Annotated in this window: 20 protein-coding genes; 14 read left to right on the plus strand and 6 right to left on the minus strand. The window is 70.8% G+C overall.

What is annotated here, in order from left to right; genetic code table 11:
• Window positions 1-320 precede the first annotated feature (320 nt).
• From rpsA to ACIQPR_RS31580, 5 genes are all read left to right on the plus strand, one after another.
• Entirely contained in the window at window positions 321-1,823 is a 1,503-nt protein-coding gene (gene rpsA, locus ACIQPR_RS31560) for a 30S ribosomal protein S1 (protein ID WP_403655173.1), read from the plus strand.
• A 239-nt stretch (window positions 1,824-2,062) separates the two neighbouring features.
• Entirely contained in the window at window positions 2,063-3,589 is a 1,527-nt protein-coding gene (locus ACIQPR_RS31565; RefSeq protein ID WP_403655640.1) for a flavin monoamine oxidase family protein, read from the plus strand.
• Window positions 3,590-3,724: 135 nt separating this feature from the next.
• Entirely contained in the window at window positions 3,725-4,663 is a 939-nt protein-coding gene (locus ACIQPR_RS31570; protein ID WP_403655175.1) for a PAC2 family protein, read from the plus strand.
• 92 nt (window positions 4,664-4,755) lie between these two features.
• Window positions 4,756-5,376 (plus strand): dephospho-CoA kinase, encoded by a 621-nt coding sequence (gene coaE, locus ACIQPR_RS31575; protein WP_403655177.1) that lies wholly within the window; start codon window positions 4,756-4,758, stop codon window positions 5,374-5,376.
• 50 nt (window positions 5,377-5,426) lie between these two features.
• Window positions 5,427-5,807, plus strand: coding sequence for a tetratricopeptide repeat protein (locus ACIQPR_RS31580; protein WP_019067641.1), 381 nt, complete (start codon window positions 5,427-5,429; stop codon window positions 5,805-5,807).
• Between the two features lie 43 nt (window positions 5,808-5,850).
• Here the strand turns inward: ACIQPR_RS31580 and ACIQPR_RS31585 are convergent, their stop codons facing one another.
• Entirely contained in the window at window positions 5,851-6,117 is a 267-nt protein-coding gene (locus tag ACIQPR_RS31585) for a DUF6343 family protein (protein WP_403655179.1), read from the minus strand.
• An 86-nt stretch (window positions 6,118-6,203) separates the two neighbouring features.
• On the opposite strand from ACIQPR_RS31585, the gene ACIQPR_RS31590 reads away from it, so the two are divergent.
• From ACIQPR_RS31590 to ACIQPR_RS31600, 3 genes are all read left to right on the plus strand, one after another.
• Complete coding sequence (locus ACIQPR_RS31590) at window positions 6,204-7,118, plus strand: acyltransferase domain-containing protein (protein ID WP_403655181.1); 915 nt, start codon at window positions 6,204-6,206, stop codon at window positions 7,116-7,118.
• Window positions 7,119-7,292: 174 nt separating this feature from the next.
• A complete protein-coding gene (locus tag ACIQPR_RS31595) occupies window positions 7,293-7,973 on the plus strand; it encodes a class I SAM-dependent methyltransferase (protein WP_403655642.1) in 681 nt (226 codons plus the stop codon).
• 108 nt (window positions 7,974-8,081) lie between these two features.
• Window positions 8,082-8,534 (plus strand): DoxX family protein, encoded by a 453-nt coding sequence (locus tag ACIQPR_RS31600; protein WP_403655183.1) that lies wholly within the window; start codon window positions 8,082-8,084, stop codon window positions 8,532-8,534.
• A 16-nt stretch (window positions 8,535-8,550) separates the two neighbouring features.
• Here the strand turns inward: ACIQPR_RS31600 and ACIQPR_RS31605 are convergent, their stop codons facing one another.
• Window positions 8,551-9,165: an RNA-binding S4 domain-containing protein gene (locus ACIQPR_RS31605; protein WP_403655185.1), complete on the minus strand. Its 615-nt coding sequence runs from the start codon at window positions 9,163-9,165 to the stop codon at window positions 8,551-8,553.
• A gap of 128 nt (window positions 9,166-9,293) precedes the next feature.
• On the opposite strand from ACIQPR_RS31605, the gene ACIQPR_RS31610 reads away from it, so the two are divergent.
• A complete protein-coding gene (locus ACIQPR_RS31610; RefSeq protein ID WP_403655187.1) occupies window positions 9,294-9,986 on the plus strand; it encodes a uracil-DNA glycosylase in 693 nt (230 codons plus the stop codon).
• 66 nt (window positions 9,987-10,052) lie between these two features.
• Here the strand turns inward: ACIQPR_RS31610 and ACIQPR_RS31615 are convergent, their stop codons facing one another.
• Entirely contained in the window at window positions 10,053-10,718 is a 666-nt protein-coding gene (locus tag ACIQPR_RS31615) for a GntR family transcriptional regulator (protein ID WP_403655189.1), read from the minus strand.
• A gap of 229 nt (window positions 10,719-10,947) precedes the next feature.
• Here ACIQPR_RS31615 and ACIQPR_RS31620 point away from each other — a divergent pair, with 229 nt between their 5' ends.
• From ACIQPR_RS31620 to ACIQPR_RS31630, 3 genes are all read left to right on the plus strand, one after another.
• Window positions 10,948-12,420, plus strand: a complete 1,473-nt coding sequence (locus tag ACIQPR_RS31620) for an NCS1 family nucleobase:cation symporter-1 (protein ID WP_403655191.1) — start codon at window positions 10,948-10,950, stop codon at window positions 12,418-12,420.
• 5 nt (window positions 12,421-12,425) lie between these two features.
• The gene (locus tag ACIQPR_RS31625) at window positions 12,426-13,145 is read left to right on the plus strand and encodes an aspartate/glutamate racemase family protein (RefSeq protein ID WP_403655193.1); all 720 of its coding nucleotides are present in this window, start codon (window positions 12,426-12,428) and stop codon (window positions 13,143-13,145) included.
• A gap of 281 nt (window positions 13,146-13,426) precedes the next feature.
• Complete coding sequence (locus ACIQPR_RS31630; protein WP_403655195.1) at window positions 13,427-14,392, plus strand: glycoside hydrolase family 6 protein; 966 nt, start codon at window positions 13,427-13,429, stop codon at window positions 14,390-14,392.
• 149 nt (window positions 14,393-14,541) lie between these two features.
• On the opposite strand, the gene ACIQPR_RS31635 is transcribed toward ACIQPR_RS31630, so the two are convergent.
• The 3 genes from ACIQPR_RS31635 to ACIQPR_RS31645 form a co-directional block, all read right to left on the minus strand.
• The gene (locus ACIQPR_RS31635; protein ID WP_403655197.1) at window positions 14,542-14,997 is read right to left on the minus strand and encodes a RidA family protein; all 456 of its coding nucleotides are present in this window, start codon (window positions 14,995-14,997) and stop codon (window positions 14,542-14,544) included.
• Window positions 14,998-15,135: 138 nt separating this feature from the next.
• Window positions 15,136-15,564: a hypothetical protein gene (locus ACIQPR_RS31640; protein WP_403655199.1), complete on the minus strand. Its 429-nt coding sequence runs from the start codon at window positions 15,562-15,564 to the stop codon at window positions 15,136-15,138.
• Between the two features lie 387 nt (window positions 15,565-15,951).
• On the minus strand, window positions 15,952-16,146 hold the full coding sequence (locus ACIQPR_RS31645) for a hypothetical protein (protein ID WP_403655201.1): 195 nt from the start codon (window positions 16,144-16,146) through the stop codon (window positions 15,952-15,954).
• A gap of 32 nt (window positions 16,147-16,178) precedes the next feature.
• Here ACIQPR_RS31645 and ACIQPR_RS31650 point away from each other — a divergent pair, with 32 nt between their 5' ends.
• On the plus strand, window positions 16,179-18,080 hold the full coding sequence (locus ACIQPR_RS31650) for a TIR domain-containing protein (RefSeq protein WP_403655203.1): 1,902 nt from the start codon (window positions 16,179-16,181) through the stop codon (window positions 18,078-18,080).
• Window positions 18,081-18,349: 269 nt separating this feature from the next.
• Complete coding sequence (locus tag ACIQPR_RS31655; protein ID WP_403655205.1) at window positions 18,350-20,224, plus strand: FUSC family protein; 1,875 nt, start codon at window positions 18,350-18,352, stop codon at window positions 20,222-20,224.
• Window positions 20,225-20,236: the final 12 nt, after the last annotated feature.

The raw sequence follows: 20,236 nt of genomic DNA on the forward strand, positions 1-20,236 counted from the left end.
GTCAGGCCTGCGTGGCCTCGCGGGACACGTTTTGTGCCGGGTATGCGGCGATCCGCCCCGGGTGTGCGCCTTCGCGCATTGACCCTGTCCGGCTGCCCCCGTATGCTACAAGTTGCGCTGCGGGCCTGCGCACCTCAGACGTAGCAGGTTGCGCTCGCATCTGTATGTATGTCCCCTCGGTTTTCGAGGCGCCACCGGACACCTGGTGTTCCGGATCGGCGCTTCCTTGGCTGTCCGGCCTTCTGCAGAGCGATGCGAAAAAGGCTCCCGGCGTGAGCAGTACCTACGACTTCAATGTCCGTACCGGAGCCCTTTCCCACATGACGAGCAGCACCGAGACCACCGCCACCACCCCGCAGGTAGCGGTCAACGACATCGGTAACGAGGAAGCCTTCCTCGCCGCGATCGACGAGACGATCAAGTACTTCAACGACGGCGACATCGTCGACGGCGTCATCGTGAAGGTCGACCGGGACGAGGTCCTGCTCGACATCGGTTACAAGACCGAAGGTGTCATCCCGAGCCGCGAGCTCTCGATCAAGCATGACGTCGACCCGAACGAGGTCGTCAAGGTCGGCGACGAGATCGAGGCCCTTGTTCTCCAGAAGGAGGACAAGGAAGGCCGCCTGATCCTCTCGAAGAAGCGCGCCCAGTACGAGCGCGCCTGGGGCACCATCGAGAAGATCAAGGAAGAGGACGGCATCGTCACCGGTACCGTCATCGAGGTCGTCAAGGGTGGTCTCATCCTCGACATCGGCCTCCGTGGCTTCCTGCCGGCCTCCCTGGTCGAGATGCGTCGCGTCCGCGACCTCCAGCCCTACGTGGGCAAGGAGCTCGAAGCCAAGATCATCGAGCTGGACAAGAACCGCAACAACGTGGTCCTGTCCCGCCGTGCCTGGCTGGAGCAGACCCAGTCCGAGGTCCGTCAGACCTTCCTCACGACCCTCCAGAAGGGTCAGGTCCGCTCCGGCGTGGTCTCCTCGATCGTCAACTTCGGTGCCTTCGTGGACCTGGGTGGCGTCGACGGTCTGGTCCACGTCTCCGAGCTGTCCTGGAAGCACATCGACCACCCCTCCGAGGTTGTCGAGGTCGGCCAGGAAGTCACCGTCGAGGTCCTCGACGTCGACATGGACCGCGAGCGCGTCTCCCTGTCGCTGAAGGCGACCCAGGAAGACCCGTGGCAGCAGTTTGCCCGCACCCACCAGATCGGCCAGGTCGTGCCCGGCAAGGTCACGAAGCTGGTTCCGTTCGGTGCGTTCGTCCGCGTGGACGAGGGCATCGAGGGTCTGGTGCACATCTCCGAGCTGGCCGAGCGCCACGTGGAGATCCCGGAGCAGGTCGTCCAGGTCAACGACGAGATCTTCGTCAAGGTCATCGACATCGACCTTGAGCGTCGCCGGATCTCGCTGTCCCTGAAGCAGGCCAACGAGTCCTTCGGTGCCGACCCGGCCTCGGTCGAGTTCGACCCGACGCTCTACGGCATGGCCGCGTCCTACGACGACCAGGGCAACTACATCTACCCCGAGGGCTTCGACCCCGAGACCAACGACTGGCTGGAAGGCTTCGAGGCCCAGCGCGAGGTCTGGGAGAACCAGTACGCCGAGGCGCAGCAGCGCTTCGAGCAGCACCAGGCTCAGGTCATCAAGTCCCGCGAGGCCGACGCCCAGGCGGCGGCCGAGGGTGTCGACACCCCGGGTGCGGCTCCGGCCGCCGCCGGCGGTGGCGGTTCGTACTCCTCCGAGGGTGCGGACACCTCCGGTGCGCTGGCTTCCGACGAGGCGCTCGCCGCGCTGCGCGAGAAGCTGGCCGGTGGGCAGAGCTGAACGCCCACTGAGCAGTAGCTCTTGAGCTGAGGGGCCGTACCTTTCGGGGTGCGGCCCCTCAGCCGTTTCCTCGGGCTTGCAGAAACGCGCGGGACACGTCAGCAACTGCCGTGCCGTAACCGGCCGTTGGCACGCTTCCCCGGTCATTCATGATCGGAGAGGGGAGCCGGACCATGGCAAGCAACCAGAGCCGACGCGCTTTTCTGCGGAACGTGGGCCTCACCGGTGGCGCGGGCACGATGTTCGCCACCATGGGGGCCCTCGGGCTCGCCCCCACCGCGCAGGCCGCCCAGCGGGAGCGGCCCTTCCGCGCCCTGAACGCGAGCGACTTCACGCTCACCGGACGCGGCGCCGCCAAGATCGTCGTCGTCGGCGGCGGCATCGCCGGACTGACCACGGCGTACGAACTGGGCAAGGCCGGCTACGACTGTACGGTCCTGGAGGCCAGGGACCGTACCGGGGGCCGCAACTTCACCGTCCGCGGCGGCGACACGACGACCGACCTCTACGGCAACCGGCAGACCGCCCGTTTCGCCGACGGGCACTACATGAACTGCGGTCCCGCGCGGATCCCGCAGTGGATGGTCACCCTCGACTACTGCCGTGAACTCGGCGTCCCCATCCAGGTGTTCACGAACGTCAACGCGGACGCCTACATCTACAACGAGTCCGCCGGGATGACAGGGCCCGAGCGCTACCGCACCGCCAAGGCCGATGTCTACGGCCATGTCTCGGAGTTGCTCGCCAAGGCCACCGACAAGGGCGCCCTGGACAAGGAGTTGACCACCGCCGACCAGGAGCGGCTGGTCGAGTTCCTGAAGGACTGGGGCGAGCTCGGCGACACACTGACGTACACGGGCGGTGAGCGGCGCGGATACACGACCGTACCGGCCGCCGCGGGCACCCCCGGGGTGCTGCTCGGCGACGTACCCAGCGCCTCCGACGTCCTCGCCAGCGGTGTCGGCCGCTACTTCTCCTTCGAATTCGGCTTCGACCAGGCCATGTTGATGTTCCAGCCGGTCGGCGGCATGGACCAGATACCGAAGGCGCTGACCCGGGCGATCGGCGCCCACCGCATCCGCACCGGAGCGGTCGTCTCGAAAATCACCGACAAGGGGAGTGGCGTTTCGGTCACCTACACCCAGGGAGGCCGCACCAAGGTGGTCGAGGCCGACTACTGCGTCGGCGCCCTGCCGCCGAACATCCTCGCCAGGATCCCGCACAACCTCGGCACCGGCGTCCAGACCGCCCTGGAGGCGATCACCCCGTCGTCCGCCGCCAAGATCGGCCTGGAGTACACGTCCCGCTGGTGGGAACTCGACCACCGGATCTACGGCGGCATCACCGAGACCGACCAGGACGTCACCCACATCTGGCACCCTTCGTACGGCTTCCACGGTGAGCGGGGCGTCCTGATCGGGTACTACAACTACGACGACGACGCGGACTCGTACGCGAAGCTCTCCCCGAAGGGGCGTGAAGCGCGGGCGGTGGCCGCGGGCGTGAAGATCTACGGCGAGAAGTACCGCAGCGAACTAGCGTCGTCCTTCTCCCACCACTGGCGTCAGACGCCCCACCTGGAGGCCGCGTGGCACGACACCCCGGGCGGCCCCGACGACATCCGCTACAAGCCGCTCACCGAACCCACGGGACGCGTTCACTTCGCCGGCGACTGGCTCAGCTACACCGACGCCTGGCAGCACGGCGCGTTCTCCTCCGCCCGCAGGGCCGTGACCGCGCTCCACGCGCGCGTGCTGTCCTCGTGACGTGGGCGCCCTCCTGGTGACACGGGGGCGCGGCGCATGAAAAGCCCGTAAGAGGTGCCTGATCAGGGGCATGGGCGGGAATGCCCATGCCCTGGAGGGCGTTGTGCAGTACGAACACGAGGAGGAGCGGTCACAGTGCTTGATCCGCAGGGTTTGTACGCATGGGAGCCGAAGGGCCTGGCCGTCGTCGACATGGCGCTCGCTCAGGAGTCGGCCGGTCTGGTCATGCTCTACCACTTCGACGGATACATCGACGCGGGCGAAACGGGCGACCAGATCGTCGAACGACTGCTCGACACGCTGCCCCACCAGGTCGTGGCCAGATTCGACCACGACCGGCTCGTGGACTACCGCGCCCGCCGCCCGCTGCTCACCTTCAAGCGCGACCGGTGGACCGACTACGAGGAGCCCACCCTCGACGTACGGCTGGTCCAGGACGCCACCGGAGCGCCCTTCCTGCTGCTCTCCGGCCCCGAGCCGGACGTGGAGTGGGAGCGCTTCGCCCTGGCCGTCCAGCAGATCGTGGAGCGCCTCGGCGTCCGCCTGTCGGTGAACTTCCACGGCATCCCCATGGGCGTCCCGCACACCCGCCCGGTGGGCCTGACCCCGCACGGCAACCGCACCGACCTGGTCCCGGGCCACCGCAGCCCCTTCGACGAGGCACAGGTCCCCGGCAGCGCCGAGGCGCTCGTCGAGTACCGCCTCATGGAGGCCGGCCACGACGTCCTGGGCGTCGCCGCGCACGTCCCGCACTACATCGCCCGCTCCCCGTACCCGGACGCGGCCCTGACCGTCCTGGAGGGCATCACGGCGGGCACCGGACTGGTCCTGCCGGGCATCGCGCACGCCCTGCGCACCGAGGCCCACCGCACCCAGACCGAGATCGACCGGCAGATCCAGGAGGGCGACGAGGAACTGGTGGCGCTGGTCCAGGGCCTGGAACACCAGTACGACGCCGCCGCGGGCGCCGAGAGCCGCGGCAACATGCTCGCCGAGCCGGTCGAGATCCCCTCGGCGGACGAAATCGGGCAGGAGTTCGAGCGCTTCCTGGCGGAGCGCGAGGGCGACACCTGACGGACACGTCGGCGGTCGCGCGTTGCCGGTCGCGCGTCGCCGGTCGAAGGTCGCCGGACGGCCTGTCAGTGACAGGCCGTAGGCTTCTGTCCATGCTGAAGGTCGGCCTCACCGGGGGCATCGGTGCCGGTAAGAGTGAAGTGTCGCGGCTGCTCGTCGGGTACGGCGCCGTACTGATCGACGCCGACCGCATCGCGCGCGAGGTCGTGGCGCCGGGAACTCCCGGCCTCACGGCGGTCGTCGAGGCCTTCGGCGAGGGCGTGCTCGGTGCGGACGGCGGCCTCGACCGCCCCAAGCTGGGCACCATCGTCTTCGCCGACCCCGAGCGGCTGGCCGTCCTCAACTCGATCGTCCACCCGCTGGTGGGCCGCCGCTCCCGGGAGCTCGAAACCGAGGCCGCCGACGACGCCGTGGTCATCCACGACGTACCCCTCCTCGCCGAGAACGCCCTCGCCGCGCTCTACGACCTCGTGATCGTCGTCGACGCGAGCCCCGAGACCCAGCTCGACCGGCTGGTACGGCTGCGCGGCATGACCGAGGAGGACGCCCGCGCGCGGATGGCCGCCCAGGCGACGCGCGAGAAGCGGCTCGCCATCGCGGACATCGTCATCGACAACGACGTACCCCTGGAGGCGCTGGAACGGCGCGTACAGGACGTATGGGCCGAACTCGTCCGCAGGGCGCACGCGCCCCAGCAGCCACCCCAGGAATAGCGGGCCTTCCACCGGGCGTTGAAACGTCCGAGCGAGGGAAGGAATTCGCCGTGCCCGAGAACAGCGGAACGACCGGACGTACTCCGGAGACGCATGTCATCGACTTCCGCGCCGCCGAGCAACTGCTCGCCGCGCGGGACCCGCGGGGCGCGGTGAAGCTGCTCGACAACGTCATCGACGCGCACCCCGAGAACACCGCCGCACGCCTGCTGCGCGCCCGTGCCTTCTTCGCCGCCGCGCAACTGCGCCCCGCCGAGCTGGAGTTCACCATCGTCCTGGAGCGGGAGCCGGACAACGCGTTCGCGCACTTCGCGCTGGCCCGTACCTACGAGCGCCAAGGACGCGCCGACCAGGCCAAACGCCACTTCCGGCTGGCCGCCGCGCTCGACCCCCAGCCGCAGTACCTGAAGGCGGCCCGCTTCGACGGGTAGGCGTCTCCCGTGAGTGCCGGGCGGGCGTCTCCCGCGAGTGCGGTCAGGGGTGGCGGTGCTCCGGCGGCCGGTACGGCGGGACGTCGGGGCCCGGCTGGTAGTGCGGGCCTTGGCGCATATGTCTGAGGATCATGGTCATGTCGATCGTGACGACCAGCCACAGCACCCCGCAGGCCGCCGCCCAGCCGGGACGCCCGGCGAGCGCGAACGCGGCCGTGCCGAAGATCGTCCAGACCAGGCCCCACACGCTCAGCCAGAACCGCGCCCGCAGCGGACTGCGCGCGGTCGTCGGCTCACTGCCCGTACGCATCAGGATCACTACTCCTCCTTGAAACGTACTCTTCGGGTCGGACGTTCTCCACAGGTAGGAGACCCGACAGGGAGGGGAAACGCACTGTGCTGCCGGACGCCGAGGAACTGCCCGAGATCCTGCTCGACCTCGCCGTACCCCACGAGGACATCAACGAACTGGTCCGACTGCGCCGGGTGTTGGCGCGCACCCCTGACGCGATGCGGCTCCTGGAGGAGTGCGTCGAGGCACTGGTGAAGGACATCGGGGAGCACGGCCACTGGACCCGGCTCACCGAGCTGCTCCTCGCCCGGCTGCCCGAGGCCCCGCCGGAGATCGGCGCCTACTTCTCCGTGTACGTGTTCGCCGCCGCACTGCCCGCCACGCGCGCGTACCACCGCGCACGCGGCATCCCCGCCGACGTCTCCCGGCACACCCTCGCCGACCTGGGCCGCAACATCGCCGTGCACCACAGACGGTACGGCGGGGGAGGCGTCCCGATCCCGCAGTGGCTCGTCCCGCACTTCCGCGGCGAGCTGTACCAACTGGGGCGACTTCAGTACGAACGAGCGCGGCTCGGGGAGCGCACCGCGCGGGCGCTCATGGCGGCCGGGCTGGACGTCGAGCCGGGGTCGCCCTGCCTGAACCTGCACATCCCCGACTTCCAAGGACCGCTCTCACCGACCGCCTGCGACCGCTCACTGGAACTGGCCCGCCCGTTCTTCGCCCGGCACTTCCCCGAGGAGGGCCACGCGGTCGCGGTCTGCCACTCCTGGCTGCTGGACCGGCAGTTGAAGCAGCACCTGCCGGCCGACTCGAACATCGTCCACTTCCAGGAACGGTTCCGGGTGGCCTACGACGACACCGAACCGGCCGACGGCGATCCCGTCCAGTTCGTGTTCGGCAACTCCGATCTGCCGGTGGCGACCCTGCCCCGGCGCACGTCCGTGGAGCGGGCCGTCGGTGATCATCTGCGGGCGGGCGGGCACTGGTACATCGGGCACGGGTGGTTCCCGCTCTGAGCCGGGGCAGGGGCCGCGGCTGGGGCCGGGACCGGGCTGGGGCAGGAGCCGGTGCCGGTGCCGGCGCAGCGCCAAGTGTTCCCGTTCCAAGGCGAATTGACTCGTACGGGTGAACCAGTGCGAGTCGGGAACGGGCGTGCGGGCGCGGACCGTTTGACGGGCATGCGAAGCGAAATGCGTGCGGGGCACGAGGGGACAGGGCCTGGGGTGATCACGCCTGACGGCTGCGCGGTGGAGTTCTACGCACGGCTGCCGGTCGGCGAGGAGCCGGACATCGTCGCCGCGGCGGTGCCGGCGGGCGCGCGCATCCTGGAGCTGGGCAGCGGGGTGGGACGGGTGACCCACCCCCTCCTGGAGCGCGGATTCAAGGTCACGGCGGTCGACGAGTCCGCCGAGATGCTGGAGCGGGTCCGGGGCGCCCGCACGATACGCAGTGCGATCGAGGACCTGGACCTGGGCGAGACGTTCGATGTCGTGATGCTCGCGTCGTTCCTGGTGCACACCGGAGACATCGAGGTGCGGCGAGGACTGCTGAGCGCATGTGCCCGGCACGTGGCGGCGGGCGGCTGTGTGCTGATCCAGCGCGAGGGCGAGGACTTCCACGCGAACGTGCCACGCGAGCGGGTCGACCCCAGTGGCTTCACCGTCCGAGTCGTGTCGGTGGAGCCGGTCGGGGACGGGGTGAATTCGGTGCACGTGACCTATGAGTTCCCGGACACGACCTGGACGCAGACGATTCACAGCCGACCGCTGACCCAGGGCCAGTTCGAGGAGGCGCTGACCGAGGCGGGACTGAAGGTGGACAGCTATCTCACACCGGACCGGATATGGGTGCGGGCGGTGCCGATGGACTGACTGACGGACGGACGGGCGTGAAATCCCGTACGGCGGCGATGAGTTCCCGAGGCGGGGCCGGTCTACCCCTACGACAGCGATACGGACCGCCCAGCTCAGGAGAACCCCATGTCCCAGACCGTTGCCTCGACCACCGCCGCTTCCACTTCCGCTCCCGCCACCTCCGAAACCGCCCGCGGACGCCGTGCCCGGATCGCGCTGCGCGTCCTCCAGGTGCTGCTCGCCCTGTTCTACGGCATCGCGAGCGCGCTGCCCAAGCTGATCGCGAACTCGGCGGCCGTGGAGTCCTTCGACAAGATCGGCTGGGGGAGCGGGGCCATGTACACCATCGGCGCGCTCGAACTGGCCGGAGCGGTCGCCCTGTTGGTTCCGCTCCTCCAGTCGGTGGCGGCGACGGCGCTCGGCGCGCTGATGGTGGGCGCGTTCATCGTGCAGCTGACCGCGTTCCATGGTCAGAACGCGGCGACACCGGTGATCCTGATCGTTCCGCTCGCCCTGATCGCCTGGGCCCGGCGGGGACAGAACACGGAACTGCTGAGGCTGCTCCGACGACGGGCGTGAGCCGAGCGCGGCCCCGTTACGTGTCCCGTTGCGCACCCCGTTGCGCGCCCCGGCGTTGGTCGCCGCGAGCGTCCCGGTGGGTGTCCCGGCGGGCCTCGGGAGCGGCTCCGGTGCCGGGGACGCCGAGCAGTCGTTCCATCTCGCGGCGGTCGCGCTTGGTGGGGCGGCCGGTGCCGCGGTCACGGATGCCGGCCGGGGCGACCGCCTCGCGGGGCGGGGGTGGCGGGGAGTTGTCGACGTAGCACTGGACGGCGACGGGGGCACCGACCCGCTTGCGGATGACCTGCTTCACGACGACCACGCGTTCCCGGCCCTCGTGGCGCAGGCGTACCTCGTCGCCGACGTGGACGGAGTGGGCGGGCTTCACCCGCTCGCCGTTGACGCGGACGTGGCCGCCCTTGCAGGCGGCGGCGCCCATGGAGCGGGTCTTGACCAGGCGGACGGACCAGATCCAACTGTCGACACGGACGCTCTCGCCGTTCGAGGGACCGGCGGCCCGGGCGGCGGCCACGGCGTCGCCGCGCGGTTCGGGTGCGGGGCGACGGTCGTGGGTCTCGCCGCCGGTGTCGTCTGCGCTACCCACGTCACCCATGTCACCCGCGTCGCTCTCGTGCACGCCCTGGGAAGCCATGCGCCGATTTTAGTCCCCGGGCGACGGCGGGCATGGCTGTTGCCCGGCAGTTGTCGGCACTGCTGGTCCCCGTGACCGTGCTCCTCGGTGCTCGGTGCTGGCCGCGTCGGAGCCCGTACGGTGAGGGGATGAACCTGTCCGACCTCGATCGCGGGATCACCGGCTGCCGGGCCTGTCCCCGGCTGGTCGCCTGGCGTGAGGAGGTCGCCCGCACCAAACGCGCGGCCTTCGCCGACTGGACGTACTGGGGCCGCCCGGTACCCGGCTTCGGCCCCGCCGACGCGCCCCTGCTGATCATCGGCCTCGCCCCGGCCGCGCACGGAGCGAATCGAACCGGTCGTATGTTCACGGGCGATCGTTCCGGGGACGTGCTGTACGAGGCCCTGTACGACGTGGGGCTCGCCTCGCAGCCGACCGCAGTGAGCGTGGACGACGGCCTGGAGCTGTACGGGGTGCGCATCACCTCGCCGGTGCGTTGCGCACCGCCCGAGAACAAGCCCACTCCTGAGGAGCGGGACACCTGCCGTTCCTGGCTCGTCGACGAACTGACGCTGCTGCGGCCGACGTTGAAGGCCGTGATCGTGCTGGGCGGCTTCGGCTGGCAGGCCGCGCTGCCCGCGTTCGCGGCGGCGGGATGGGCCGTGCCGAGGCCGCGACCGGTGTTCGGGCACGGGGTGCGGGTGCCGCTCGACGGCCTCGACCTCTTCGGCTGCTTCCACGTCAGTCAGCGCAACACGTTCACCGGGAAGCTCACCCCCGAGATGCTGCGGGACGTGCTGCGCACGGCGGCCGGGGCGGCGGGGCTGCCGACCGCGCCGTAACGGGTGGCGGGGGGTTCGCGGCGACGGCGGTCGTGATGCCGATGCCGATGCCGATACCGCTGCCGGTCAGTCCGGTCGGTCGCCGAAGAGGTGGTGGACCGTTGAGCGGTAGTTCGCCTGGACGTGGGCGAGGGCGTGGGCGCGGGCCCGGTCCGGGTCGCCGGATGCGATGGCCTCGTACAACTCCTCGTGTTCGGTGAGGAGTTGGGGCCATTCCTCGTTCTGCCGGGTGAGCCAGCGCAGTCGGCCGTCGACGGGTTCCATGACCGAGATCAGCAGGCTGTTGCCGGCCAGGGCCAGGATGCGGTCGTGGAAGCGGGTGTTGACGTCGGTGATCGCCTCGGCGTCGTCGGACCGGGTGGCCTTGGCCGCGCTGTCCAGCAACTCCCGCAGTTCGGCGAGGGCTTGAGGGGTGGCGCGGGTCGCGGCGAGTCCGGCCGCGTACACCTCCAGCGCTTCGCGCAGCTCGAACAGCTCCTTGACGTCGGTCGGGGTCAGTCGTCGTACGACCGTACGGCGGGCCGACTCGAACAGGACGAAACCCTCCGCGACGAGGGCGCGGATCGCTTCCCGGACCGGCACCCGCGAGACACCGAAGCGTTCGGCCAGCTCGCGTTCCACCAGCCGGTCTCCGGGGTGGAGGCGACCGGCGATGATGTCCTGCCGCAGGGTCGCCAGGACGTGTTCGCGCACCGCCCCGAGGGGTTCGATCTTCGCTGCCATGGAGCTCATGGGGCCATCTTCGCCGACTCCGGGCCTCTTTTACGGAGCGTTAACAACGGCGACATCGGTCGGAACGGTTGACGGGAGGACCATGACGGCAGTTTGGTATACCAAACGACATCGACAGCCGTCCTGTTTCCCCCCTCCGCCCCCGCTCCTCCCATTTCCTCCCCGCACTTCCGTCTCCGCCCCCATCCCCACCCCCGTCCCGCCCCCATCCCCGTTCCCTGGAGGCCTCGTGTCCCTCGCCGACCGTGCTGAAGCCACTGGCGCGCCAGCGTTCGTCCCCGACCCCCGTCTCACCAACGAAGACCTCGCCCCCGCCGGCAAGCGCAACTGGAAGGTCTTCGACCTCTTCGCCATGTGGATGTCGGACGTCCACAACCTCGGCAACTACACGTTCGCCGCCGGCCTGCTGGTCCTCGGCATGAACGTCTGGCAGGTCTTCACCTCGCTCCTCGTCGGCTTCGTGCTCATCTACGTCGGCATGAACTGGATGGGGCGGATCGGGCAGGCGCACGGCGTCCCGTTCCCGGTCGTCAGCCGCATCAGCTTCGGCGTCTGGGGCGCCAACATCCCGGCCCTCATCCGGGCCGTGATCGCCATCATGTGGTACGGCATCCAGACCTACCTGGCCTCCGTCGCCGTCAACGTGATGCTGCTGGCCGCCTGGCCGGGCCTGGACTCCTGGACTCACCACTCCTTCCTGGGACTTGACGCCCTCGGTTGGGTCTCCTTCGTGTCCCTGTGGCTGATCCAGGCGGTGATCATCAGTCAAGGCATGGAATCCGTAAGGAAGTTCCAGGACTTCTGCGGACCGGCGATCTGGCTGGTGATGATCGCGCTGGCCATCTGGGTGCTGGCGAAGGCCGGTTGGTCGATCTCGCTGACCTCCACCCCGCACCCGGTGTCGTTCGGCGAGCAGTGGCGGCAGTGGTTCGGCGCGATCGGCCTGATCCTCGCCACCTACGGCACGCTGATGCTCAACTTCTGCGACTTCTCCCGCTTCGCGCCCGACTACAAGACCGTCCGCCGCGGCAACTTCTGGGGTCTGCCCATCAACTCCACGGCATTCGTGGTCGTTTCGGTGATCGTGACAGCAGGTTCGCTGGAGGTCTGGGGACAGGCCATCACGGATCCGGCCGAGTTGGTCGCCAAGGTCGGCAACACCTGGGTCATGGTGCTCGGCGCGTTCACGTTCGCCGTCGCCACCATGGGGGTCAACATCGTCGCCAACTTCGTCTCACCGGCGTACGACCTGGCCAACGTCTGGCCGCAGAAGATCACCTTCAGGATCGGCGGCATGATCAGCACGGTCGCCGCCCTGGTGGTGACCCCCTGGAACCTCTTCTCGAACCCGACCGTCGTCAACTACTTCCTCGGCGGCCTCGGCGCCTTCCTGGGCCCGCTGTTCGGCGTGATCATGGTCGACTACTACTGGGTCAAGCGCGGCCGTATCGACGTCGACCAACTCTTCGACGCGACCCCCGGCTCCCGCTACTACTACCGCAAGGGCGTCAACCCGAAGGCCCTGTGGGCGTTCCTGCCCTCGGCGGGCGTCGCGGCCGTACTCGCGCTCGTGAAGACGTTCAGCGATGTCGCCCCGTACTCCTGGTTCATCGGCACGGCACTCGGCGCGGGCCTGTACCTGCTGATCTGCCGCTCCGAGCGGGCCGCGGCCGAACCCACCCCCGAGCCGGTGGAGGGCTGAGCGGAGTGCGCATCGTCGTCACCAACTGCAACACCACGCAGGAGATGACCGAGGAGATCGTGCGAGGTGCCCGGGCCGCCGCAGGCCCGGGCACCACCGTGACCGGATTGACTCCCACGTGGGGACCGGAATCGGCGGAGGGCTGGCTCGACAGCTACCTCTCGGCGGCGGCGGTCATGGACACACTCCGCACCTACGACGGCCCGCCCTACGACGCCGTCGTCATGGCCGGCTTCGGCGAGCACGGGCGGGAAGGCGTCCGGGAGCTGGTGGACGTACCGGTCGTCGACATCACCGAGGCGGCCGCCCATCTGGCCTGTCTGCTGGGCCGCCGCTACGGCGTCGTCACCACGCTGGAACGCTCGTGCGGCCAGATCGAGGACAGCCTGGAACTGGCCGGGGTGGGCCGCAACTGCGCGGCGGTGGTGGGCACGGGGCTGAACGTCCTCGACCTCGCCGAGGACGAGGACCGCACGCGGGCGGCGTTCCTCGCGGCGGCCGAACGGGCCTGCGCGGCCGGCGCCGAGGTCCTGGTACTGGGCTGCGCGGGGATGACCGGACTCCAGCGGGCGGTGGGGGAGAAGCTGGGACTGCCGGTGGTGGACGGGGTCGGCGCGGCGGTGAAACTGGCGGAGTCCCTGGTGGGACTGGGCCTGACGACGAGCAGGGCGGGGAGCTATGCACGGCCGGTGCCGAAGAGGAGGGCGTGGGGCAGCGCCCCTTAGCGCCCTTTAGCCTCCCTTCCGGGCCTCGGGCCTCGGGCCTCGGGCCTCGGGCCTCGGGACCTGGGGACCTGGGGACCGTGCGATCGGCTGCGCCGCCGCCGCAGCCGTAACCGCAGTCGCCGTCGCCGTCGCCGTCGTCGAACAACATCACGCGCCACGCTCGACAGCGCATCCGTCGGGGTGATCTTGCGGCGATCAGGCAGGCGTCACGGCGACTCGTGGAGACGTGCCGCGCAGACTCCGGGAAGGACGCGTCACCCCTGGCCAGAACGGAGCCTCTCTTGCCCACGCCGGTACGGCGAGCCCTCCTCGCCACGCTCCTCGCGGGACTCTGCTGCGCCGGCGCGGCACGGGACGTACCGGAACCACCGGAAACTCCGGAACCGTTCTGGACCGCCCCCGACTCGTCGGCCGCACAGCAGGCGGCCACCTGGCGCGCGGTCGGTCGAACGGCCGACGCCGCGCTGATGGACCGCATCGCCGCCAGACCCGAAGCCGAGTGGCTCAACGGCCCCGACCCCGGCCCGTTGGTCCGCGCCCGCACCACCGCAGCCGCGCGCGCCGGACAGACCGCCGTACTCGTCGCGTACTACATCCCGAACCGGGACTGCGGCCAGTACTCGCTGGGCGGTGCCCCCACGGCGGCGGCCTACCGCGCCTGGATCGACGAGTTCGCGACCGCGCTCGGCGACCGGGACGCCTACGTCATCGTCGAACCGGACGCGGTGGCCCAGGTGGTGGCGGGCTGCACCAGGGTGGTGGCGGCCGACCGCTACGCCCTGCTGGCCGAGGCCGTCGACCGCCTCAAACGCCAACCGCACGCCCGCGTCTACGTCGACGCGGGCAACTCCGGCTGGATCCCCGAGGCCTGGCGCCTGGTCGACGCGCTGAAGGCGTCCGGGGTCGCCCGCGCCGACGGGGTCGCCCTGAACGTCTCCAACTTCCAGACCAACAAGGCGAGTTCGACATACGGCGACCAACTCTCCAAGGACCTCGCGGGCAAGCACTACGTCATCGACACCAGCCGCAACGGCAACGGTCCCTACGCGGGCACCGACGCGTGGTGCAACCCGCCCGGCCGGGCACTGGGCACCCCGCCGACCACCCGGACGAACAACCCCCTTCTCGACGCCTACCTATGGATCAAACGCCCTGGCGAGTCCGACGGCACCTGCCGGGGCGGCCCCGCGGCGGGCCGGTGGTGGCCGTCGTACGCCCTGGAGCTGGCCCGCAACGCGGCGCCCTGACCCGCGAATTGGGCCCACGTACCGCACGTCGGCGGCGGGGAGGGCGTCGAGGGCGGTTGCTGGGCGGAGGGTGACGCTGGTCGTGGTCGTGGTCGTGGTCGTGGTCGTGGTCGCGGTCGCGGGGCCAGGGCAGTGCCCGGGGCCGGGATTCACGACGGCACTGCCTCTTCCGAGTCGGCCGCTACGACGGCTTCCGCTACGAGGTGTTCCGGTACAACGGCTGTCGCCGTGATCTCCACGAGTTGCCCGGTGTACCCGAGGCAGGCCACGCCGATGAGTGTCGACGAATGCGGTCCCACGCTCAGCCCGGATGCCTCGACCACCTCCCACACGGCGGACAGCACCGAGGTCTCACTGCTGACCACGTACACATCCGTCGCCACGACATGCCTCAAGTCGCTGCCGATGGACCGCAGTTGCTCCCCCAGATTCGCGAGCACCTGTCCGGCCTGCCGCACCGGGTCCCCCACGCCGACCACCGCGCCGTCGGCGTCGAGTGGCACGGCCCCGGCGAGGAAGGCGAGCTTCGTGCCGGCTTCGACGACGGTGGCGTGGGAGTAGGTGGGCGGCGGGAAGAGGGAGGGGGCGGTGACGCGTTCGATCACGAGGACTCCCAGTGGATCGGTTGATCGACGGCCGACGGCCGACGGCCGACGGCCGGTGGCGGGCGGCGGGCGGCGGGCGGTGGGTGGTGAGTGGTCAGATCGGGGGTGGGCGGTCGGCACGGTACGGCTGTCAGCCGATCACGTGGACGGCCGCGCCCGCATCCGTTTTTCCGCCCGCTCGGACAACTGGCGCTCGCACTCCCCGGCGAGAAACGGATACGCCTCGGCAATCGCGCCGTAGACCCGTCGCTGAAGCAGTTCCTCGGCGGCGGCCCGACCGGTGCCTCCGTGCAAGCCCTTCAACAGCTCCTCGTAGCGGGCCAGCCGGTGCCGCAGGAAGTCGACCTTCCACCGGTCGAGCCCGCAGGGATCCGCGTTCCCGGCCACGAGGCGGCCCCCAACCACCCCCGTCTCGTCGCGGTACTCGGCCGCCAGTGTCGCCAACTCCTCCGGAGTCAGGCGCGGTACGTCGATCGGCTCGGCCGCGATCCGGGCCAGTACCTCCCGCCGTCTGCGCCGGGCAACGCCCCGCGCGGTGTCGGACCGCCGCGCGGCAGCGGCCGTCACCGCCCGGAACTCCTCGCTCCGCTCAGCCGCCTCGACCCGCTCGACCCCGTACAGCCCAATCCGAGGCGCCGCCCGAGAATACGGATTGACCCGCAACACATCGGGCGCTCCGAGCAGTTGACGCACCATTCCGGGCGGCCATCCCCGCGCCCGCAACCCGGCGACCGAAAGATGCGCACGAGCCGACTGCGCGCCGCCGCCACCCTCCACTCCCCGGCCCTCGGCCCGCCGCCCCTGTCCTTGACCGCTCTCATCCGCCCCATGCGCTGCCATCGACCGCTCCCCCGTGGTGACTCTCAGTGACCACTCCAGTGAAGCGCACGCCACTGACAATCGGCCCGCGAGCGAGGTCTCGGGCCGGGAGAACGGCCCCGGCCGCCGGAAGCGTCAGGAACTCTCTGGCCTCCGGCCGCTGCGACTCGTAGGAAGGTGCAGAGCGGTGCAGAGCGAGGACAGGGCCTCACGCAGAAAGCCCTCGTCGGGCGCGAGTTCCTCGACCGAGACCCGGGTGATCAGTTCCAGGTACGACTCCCACGCCGCACTGCGTTCCGCGTCGGCCGGTTCCCAGGTTCTCGCGATCACCCGCCTCAGTAGCCCCAGTAGTGTGAGTCGCCGTGTGGGACGTCTTTCTCAGCTACAGCCGCGGTGACGTGGAGCGGGTGCGACCGCTCGTGCGGGTGCTGCGGGACGGTGGGCTCGACGTGTTCACCGACGAGACCGGGGTCGCGTCCTTCGCCGGCATCAGCGACACCATCCGGCGCGAACTGTCCCGCTCCAAGGCGCTGCTCGCCTACTACTCCGTCGGCTACCCCGAACGCGAGGCCTGCCAATGGGAGTTGACGACGGCCTATCTGGCGGGCCTGCGAGAGGGCGATCCGCGTGGTCGCGTCATGGTGGTCAATCCCGAGGCGACCAGCGACCACATCCACCCCGTCGAACTCCGCGACGCCCGGCACGCCACGGCGGACGACCTCACCGCCCTGGTGGCCGACGTGCGTGGCCATGTCGCCCGCCTCGACGGTCCGATGGCCATCCAGGAACACGCCCTGCGCCGATGGCTGTTGGGCTCACCGGAACCGCGCCCCGACTTCCTGGGCCGCCTCTCCGAACTCTGGCAGGTGCACTCCGCCCTGCACGCCCACTCCGTACCCCTGGTCACCGGCCGCGCCGCCCCGCGTGCCGTGCAGATCTGCGGTATGGCCGGCATCGGCAAGTCCGCCCTCGCCCAGGAGTACGCACTCCGCTTCGCGGCGGCCTACCCGGGCGGGGTCTACTGGGTGAGCGGACAGGCGTACGACGACTTCGTGCGCGCGCTCTCCGATTCCGGCTCCACCCCCTTCGATACCGCCGAACCGTTCCTGTGGATCGTCGACTCCGTGCCCGCCGACCGGCTCACCGCCCGCGACATCGCCGCCATGGCCGCACCCCACCCGCTCGGCCACACCGTCTTCACCCTGCGCAGCCGTGCCTACGACGGGATCGGCACCCCCGTGGACCTGGGGCCGCTCGACGCCCCGCACGCGCGCGTGCTCGTCGGCGGGGACGAGACACTGGCCGAGGCAGTGGACGGACATCCCCTCGCCCTCAGCCTGCTGGGCCGCGCGATCCGGGCCGGTTATCAGCCGCGCGAGCTGTACGGCAGGCTGCACGCGCGCGGGAGTTCTCTCCTCGACACCCTCGCGGAGGGAGACGTGACGGGTGCGCTGGTGCGGGACGTGGACACGGCGGACTCCGCCGACGCGCTGCGCTGCGCCGCCGCACTGCATCCGCTGCCATTGACCGCGGAGGACGCGGAGCGGGTGTTCGCCGCCGCCGACCGGGTGCCCCGGGCCGTAGCCGCCCGGCGGGCCGCGAACGGCGTCGCCGAACTGCGCGTACGCAGCCTGCTGACACCCGCGGCCGACGGCGGCTGGCGGCTCCACCCCGTCACCCTGCACGCCTGGCACCACCATGATCCGGCCCCCGCCCGCACCGAGTCCCTGCGGCAGGCAGCGCTGCGCGTCCTGTGCGGTCACCGCGGCCCGGCTACGCTGGCCTTCCCCGGTGGCCGGAGGGAGGCGCCCATGGCGGCACCCAGTGAGTCGGAGCGGATGGCCGCCTTCGACCTACAGGTCGAGCTGGTCACCCGGATCGGGGTGCAGGAACTGGCGCCGGGTACTGGCAGTCTGCGGGAGGCGCTGGCATCCCTGAAGGCGCTGATCGACTTCACGCGCGGGACGCTGCACACATACAGCGTCGGCCTGGAATGCGGCTCCGGCGCACCGACCGTCCAGAGCCTCGCCTACGCCCTTGTCAACGACACCATCCGTCCCTTCACCAGCACCTGGCACCCCCGCCTCGCCGCGTACGAGACCCGCTGCCCCGCCGACACAGCCCCCTTCGAGCACGAGGCCGCCTGGCCCCAGGCCGAGGCGATGCGCACCGAGCTGACCGCACTGCGTGAGCCGTTGCTCCGCATCACGAAGGCGCTCGGGGGCATCTCGGGAGCGGACTTCGGGCTGGCGACGACGGGCTGAGGGCTCCGGACGTAGGCCGGAGGCACTCGCAGGACCCCGGACACCGGAGGCACTCCCGGCGCTCACTCGCGCCGTTCCCGACCCGGAAGCCCCCTCCCAGGTGTTGCGTTCATATTGAAAGCGCCTTTGCGGCCGACCTTCACACCCTCGAAATAAGAGCGGCCCGTTCCGCACTCGTTCCGCAACTACCGTGGACACCACAGCCCCAGCCCAAGCCCCGGCCGCCGTCGCCCGAAGGCACACCCCGCCCTCGTCAGGACAGGAGCCCCGTGTCCCGTCGCGTCGTCGTCCTCTCGCTTCCGCCCTGGCTCGCCCACGCGCTGCGTGCTCAGCGGGGGCCGGTGCCGTGGAGCGCGGTCACTCGGGGGGCCTTGTCCGCGGGGCCGTTGCTTCTTGTGGCCGTGCTCGTCGGGCGGACGTCTCTCGGGGTGCTGGCCGCGCTCGGGGCCATGCTCGCCGGGATCAACGACCGGCCCGGCAGCCGGCGGGCCTCGGTCAAGCGGCTCGGTGGTCCCGCGCTCGCGGGTGCCTCGGGGCTGCTCGTCGGAACGTATGCCGGACAGCATGTCGGGGCCGTCGTACTGACGCTGCTCCTCACCGGGATCGGGCTGGTCGCCGGCGGGTTCAGCGCCATCGGGCCGGTCGCGTCCGGTGCCGGTACGCAACTGCTCGTCGCCTCCGCCATCGGCGCCGGGATGCCGTTGCCCGAACCGGGATGGGAACGCGCCCTCGCCTTCCTCGCCGGAGCCGTCTGGCTGGTCGGGCTTCGGCTGGCGCTGCCCACGCCCGGTGCCCTCGCCGGTGACTACCGTTTCGACGGCGAGCGGGACGCCGTAGCCGCCGTATACGACGCGATCGCCGCGCTGCTCGACGCCACCGGTGGTCCGGAGGCGACGGCCCGGCGCGCCGCGCTCACCGCCGCGCTCGATCACGCGCAGGACGCCCTTGCCGGTCCCCGGCTGCGCAGGTACGCGAGTTCCGCGGCCGAACGGCGGCTGCACGGGCAGTACGCCGCCGCGCTGCCGCTCGCCGAGGCCGCGACCGCCCTCGCGTGGGGCGGGGAGGCCGTGTCCGCCCGGGCGGGGGAGGGGCCCCGGCGGCTCGCCGCCGCCGTACGGGACAACGCGCACACCGGGCCGCTGCCCGCACCCAACCGTTCGGCCCCCGCGCTGCGCGCCCTCGACGACGCCCTGTTGCAGGCCGCCGACGCCTTCGACCAGGCGGAGGGGGAGCGGGGGGAGCGGAGCGACCTGCATACGCGGCGGCGGTCGGCGAGTGGTCTGTTCCGCAGGGCGTTCGGGGCCGGGGGGCGGGAGTACGGTCTGCGGGTCGCGCTCTGCTTCGGGGTGAGCGTCGCGGTCGCCCAGGCGTTGCACCATGCCCGCTGGTACGGGCCGCACGAGCACTGGTACTGGCTGCCCGCCACCGCCGTGTTCCTCGTCAAGCCCGACCTCGGACCGCTCGCCTCCCGGGTGTTGTGCCGGGCGGCGGGGACCGTGCTCGGGGCGGTCGTCTTCGCCGGGTTCGCCGCCGTGCTGCCCCGGCCGGAAGGACTCGTCGCGCTCGTGGCGCTCAGCGGGGCGCTCATCCCGGCCGCCACCCGGCACTTCGCCGCGCAGACCGCCGTCGTCACCGTCCTCGTGCTCTCGCTCGTGATGGTCGGCGGCGAACCGCAGGCTTCCGCCGGCCGGATCGGCGAGACGTTGATGGCCTGCGCGATCGTGCTGATCGTCGGGCATCTGCCGATGCCGGGGAAGCACGGCGGGGGAGTGCGGGCCCGGCTCGCGGCGGCCGGCGACGCCGCGCGTGCCTATCTCGTGCACGTGCTCAACGAGTCCGGAGACCGTGCCGAGCGCTGGACCCTGCGGCGCGAGGCCTACCGCACGCTCGCCGAGGCCCGCGGCGCCATCGCCGTCTCGGCCGCCGAACTCCCCGCCCTCGCCCGGCACACGGAGGGCACCGACGAGGTCGCCGCCGTCCTCGAACGACTCGTCGACGCCACCACCGCCTGCGCCGTCCACCTCGACGACACGGGACGGCTCACCCCCCGGCACATCCAGCAACTCACCGAACTCCTGGCGGAGTTCGAGCGGGGACGGGGGCAGGCCGGGCTGCGCGCCATCGAACTCCCGGTCGCCGTATAGCCACTTGGGCCG

The organism is Streptomyces sp. NPDC091280 (assembly GCF_044768565.1).
In the GTDB taxonomy this organism is placed as follows: domain Bacteria; phylum Actinomycetota; class Actinomycetes; order Streptomycetales; family Streptomycetaceae; genus Streptomyces.

Bases quoted from the DNA above. Each gene is read 5' to 3' on its own strand.
- rpsA (WP_403655173.1), top strand. From the start codon at position 321: ATGACGAGCAGCACCGAGACCACCGCCACCACCCCGCAGGTAGCGGTC.
- ACIQPR_RS31565 (WP_403655640.1), top strand. From the start codon at position 2,063: ATGTTCGCCACCATGGGGGCCCTCGGGCTCGCCCCCACCGCGCAGGCC.
- coaE (WP_403655177.1), top strand. From the start codon at position 4,756: ATGCTGAAGGTCGGCCTCACCGGGGGCATCGGTGCCGGTAAGAGTGAA.
- ACIQPR_RS31585 (WP_403655179.1), bottom strand. From the start codon at position 6,117: ATGCGTACGGGCAGTGAGCCGACGACCGCGCGCAGTCCGCTGCGGGCG.
- ACIQPR_RS31595 (WP_403655642.1), top strand. From the start codon at position 7,293: ATGCGTGCGGGGCACGAGGGGACAGGGCCTGGGGTGATCACGCCTGAC.
- ACIQPR_RS31600 (WP_403655183.1), top strand. From the start codon at position 8,082: ATGTCCCAGACCGTTGCCTCGACCACCGCCGCTTCCACTTCCGCTCCC.
- ACIQPR_RS31605 (WP_403655185.1), bottom strand. From the start codon at position 9,165: ATGGCTTCCCAGGGCGTGCACGAGAGCGACGCGGGTGACATGGGTGAC.
- ACIQPR_RS31610 (WP_403655187.1), top strand. From the start codon at position 9,294: ATGAACCTGTCCGACCTCGATCGCGGGATCACCGGCTGCCGGGCCTGT.
- ACIQPR_RS31615 (WP_403655189.1), bottom strand. From the start codon at position 10,718: ATGAGCTCCATGGCAGCGAAGATCGAACCCCTCGGGGCGGTGCGCGAA.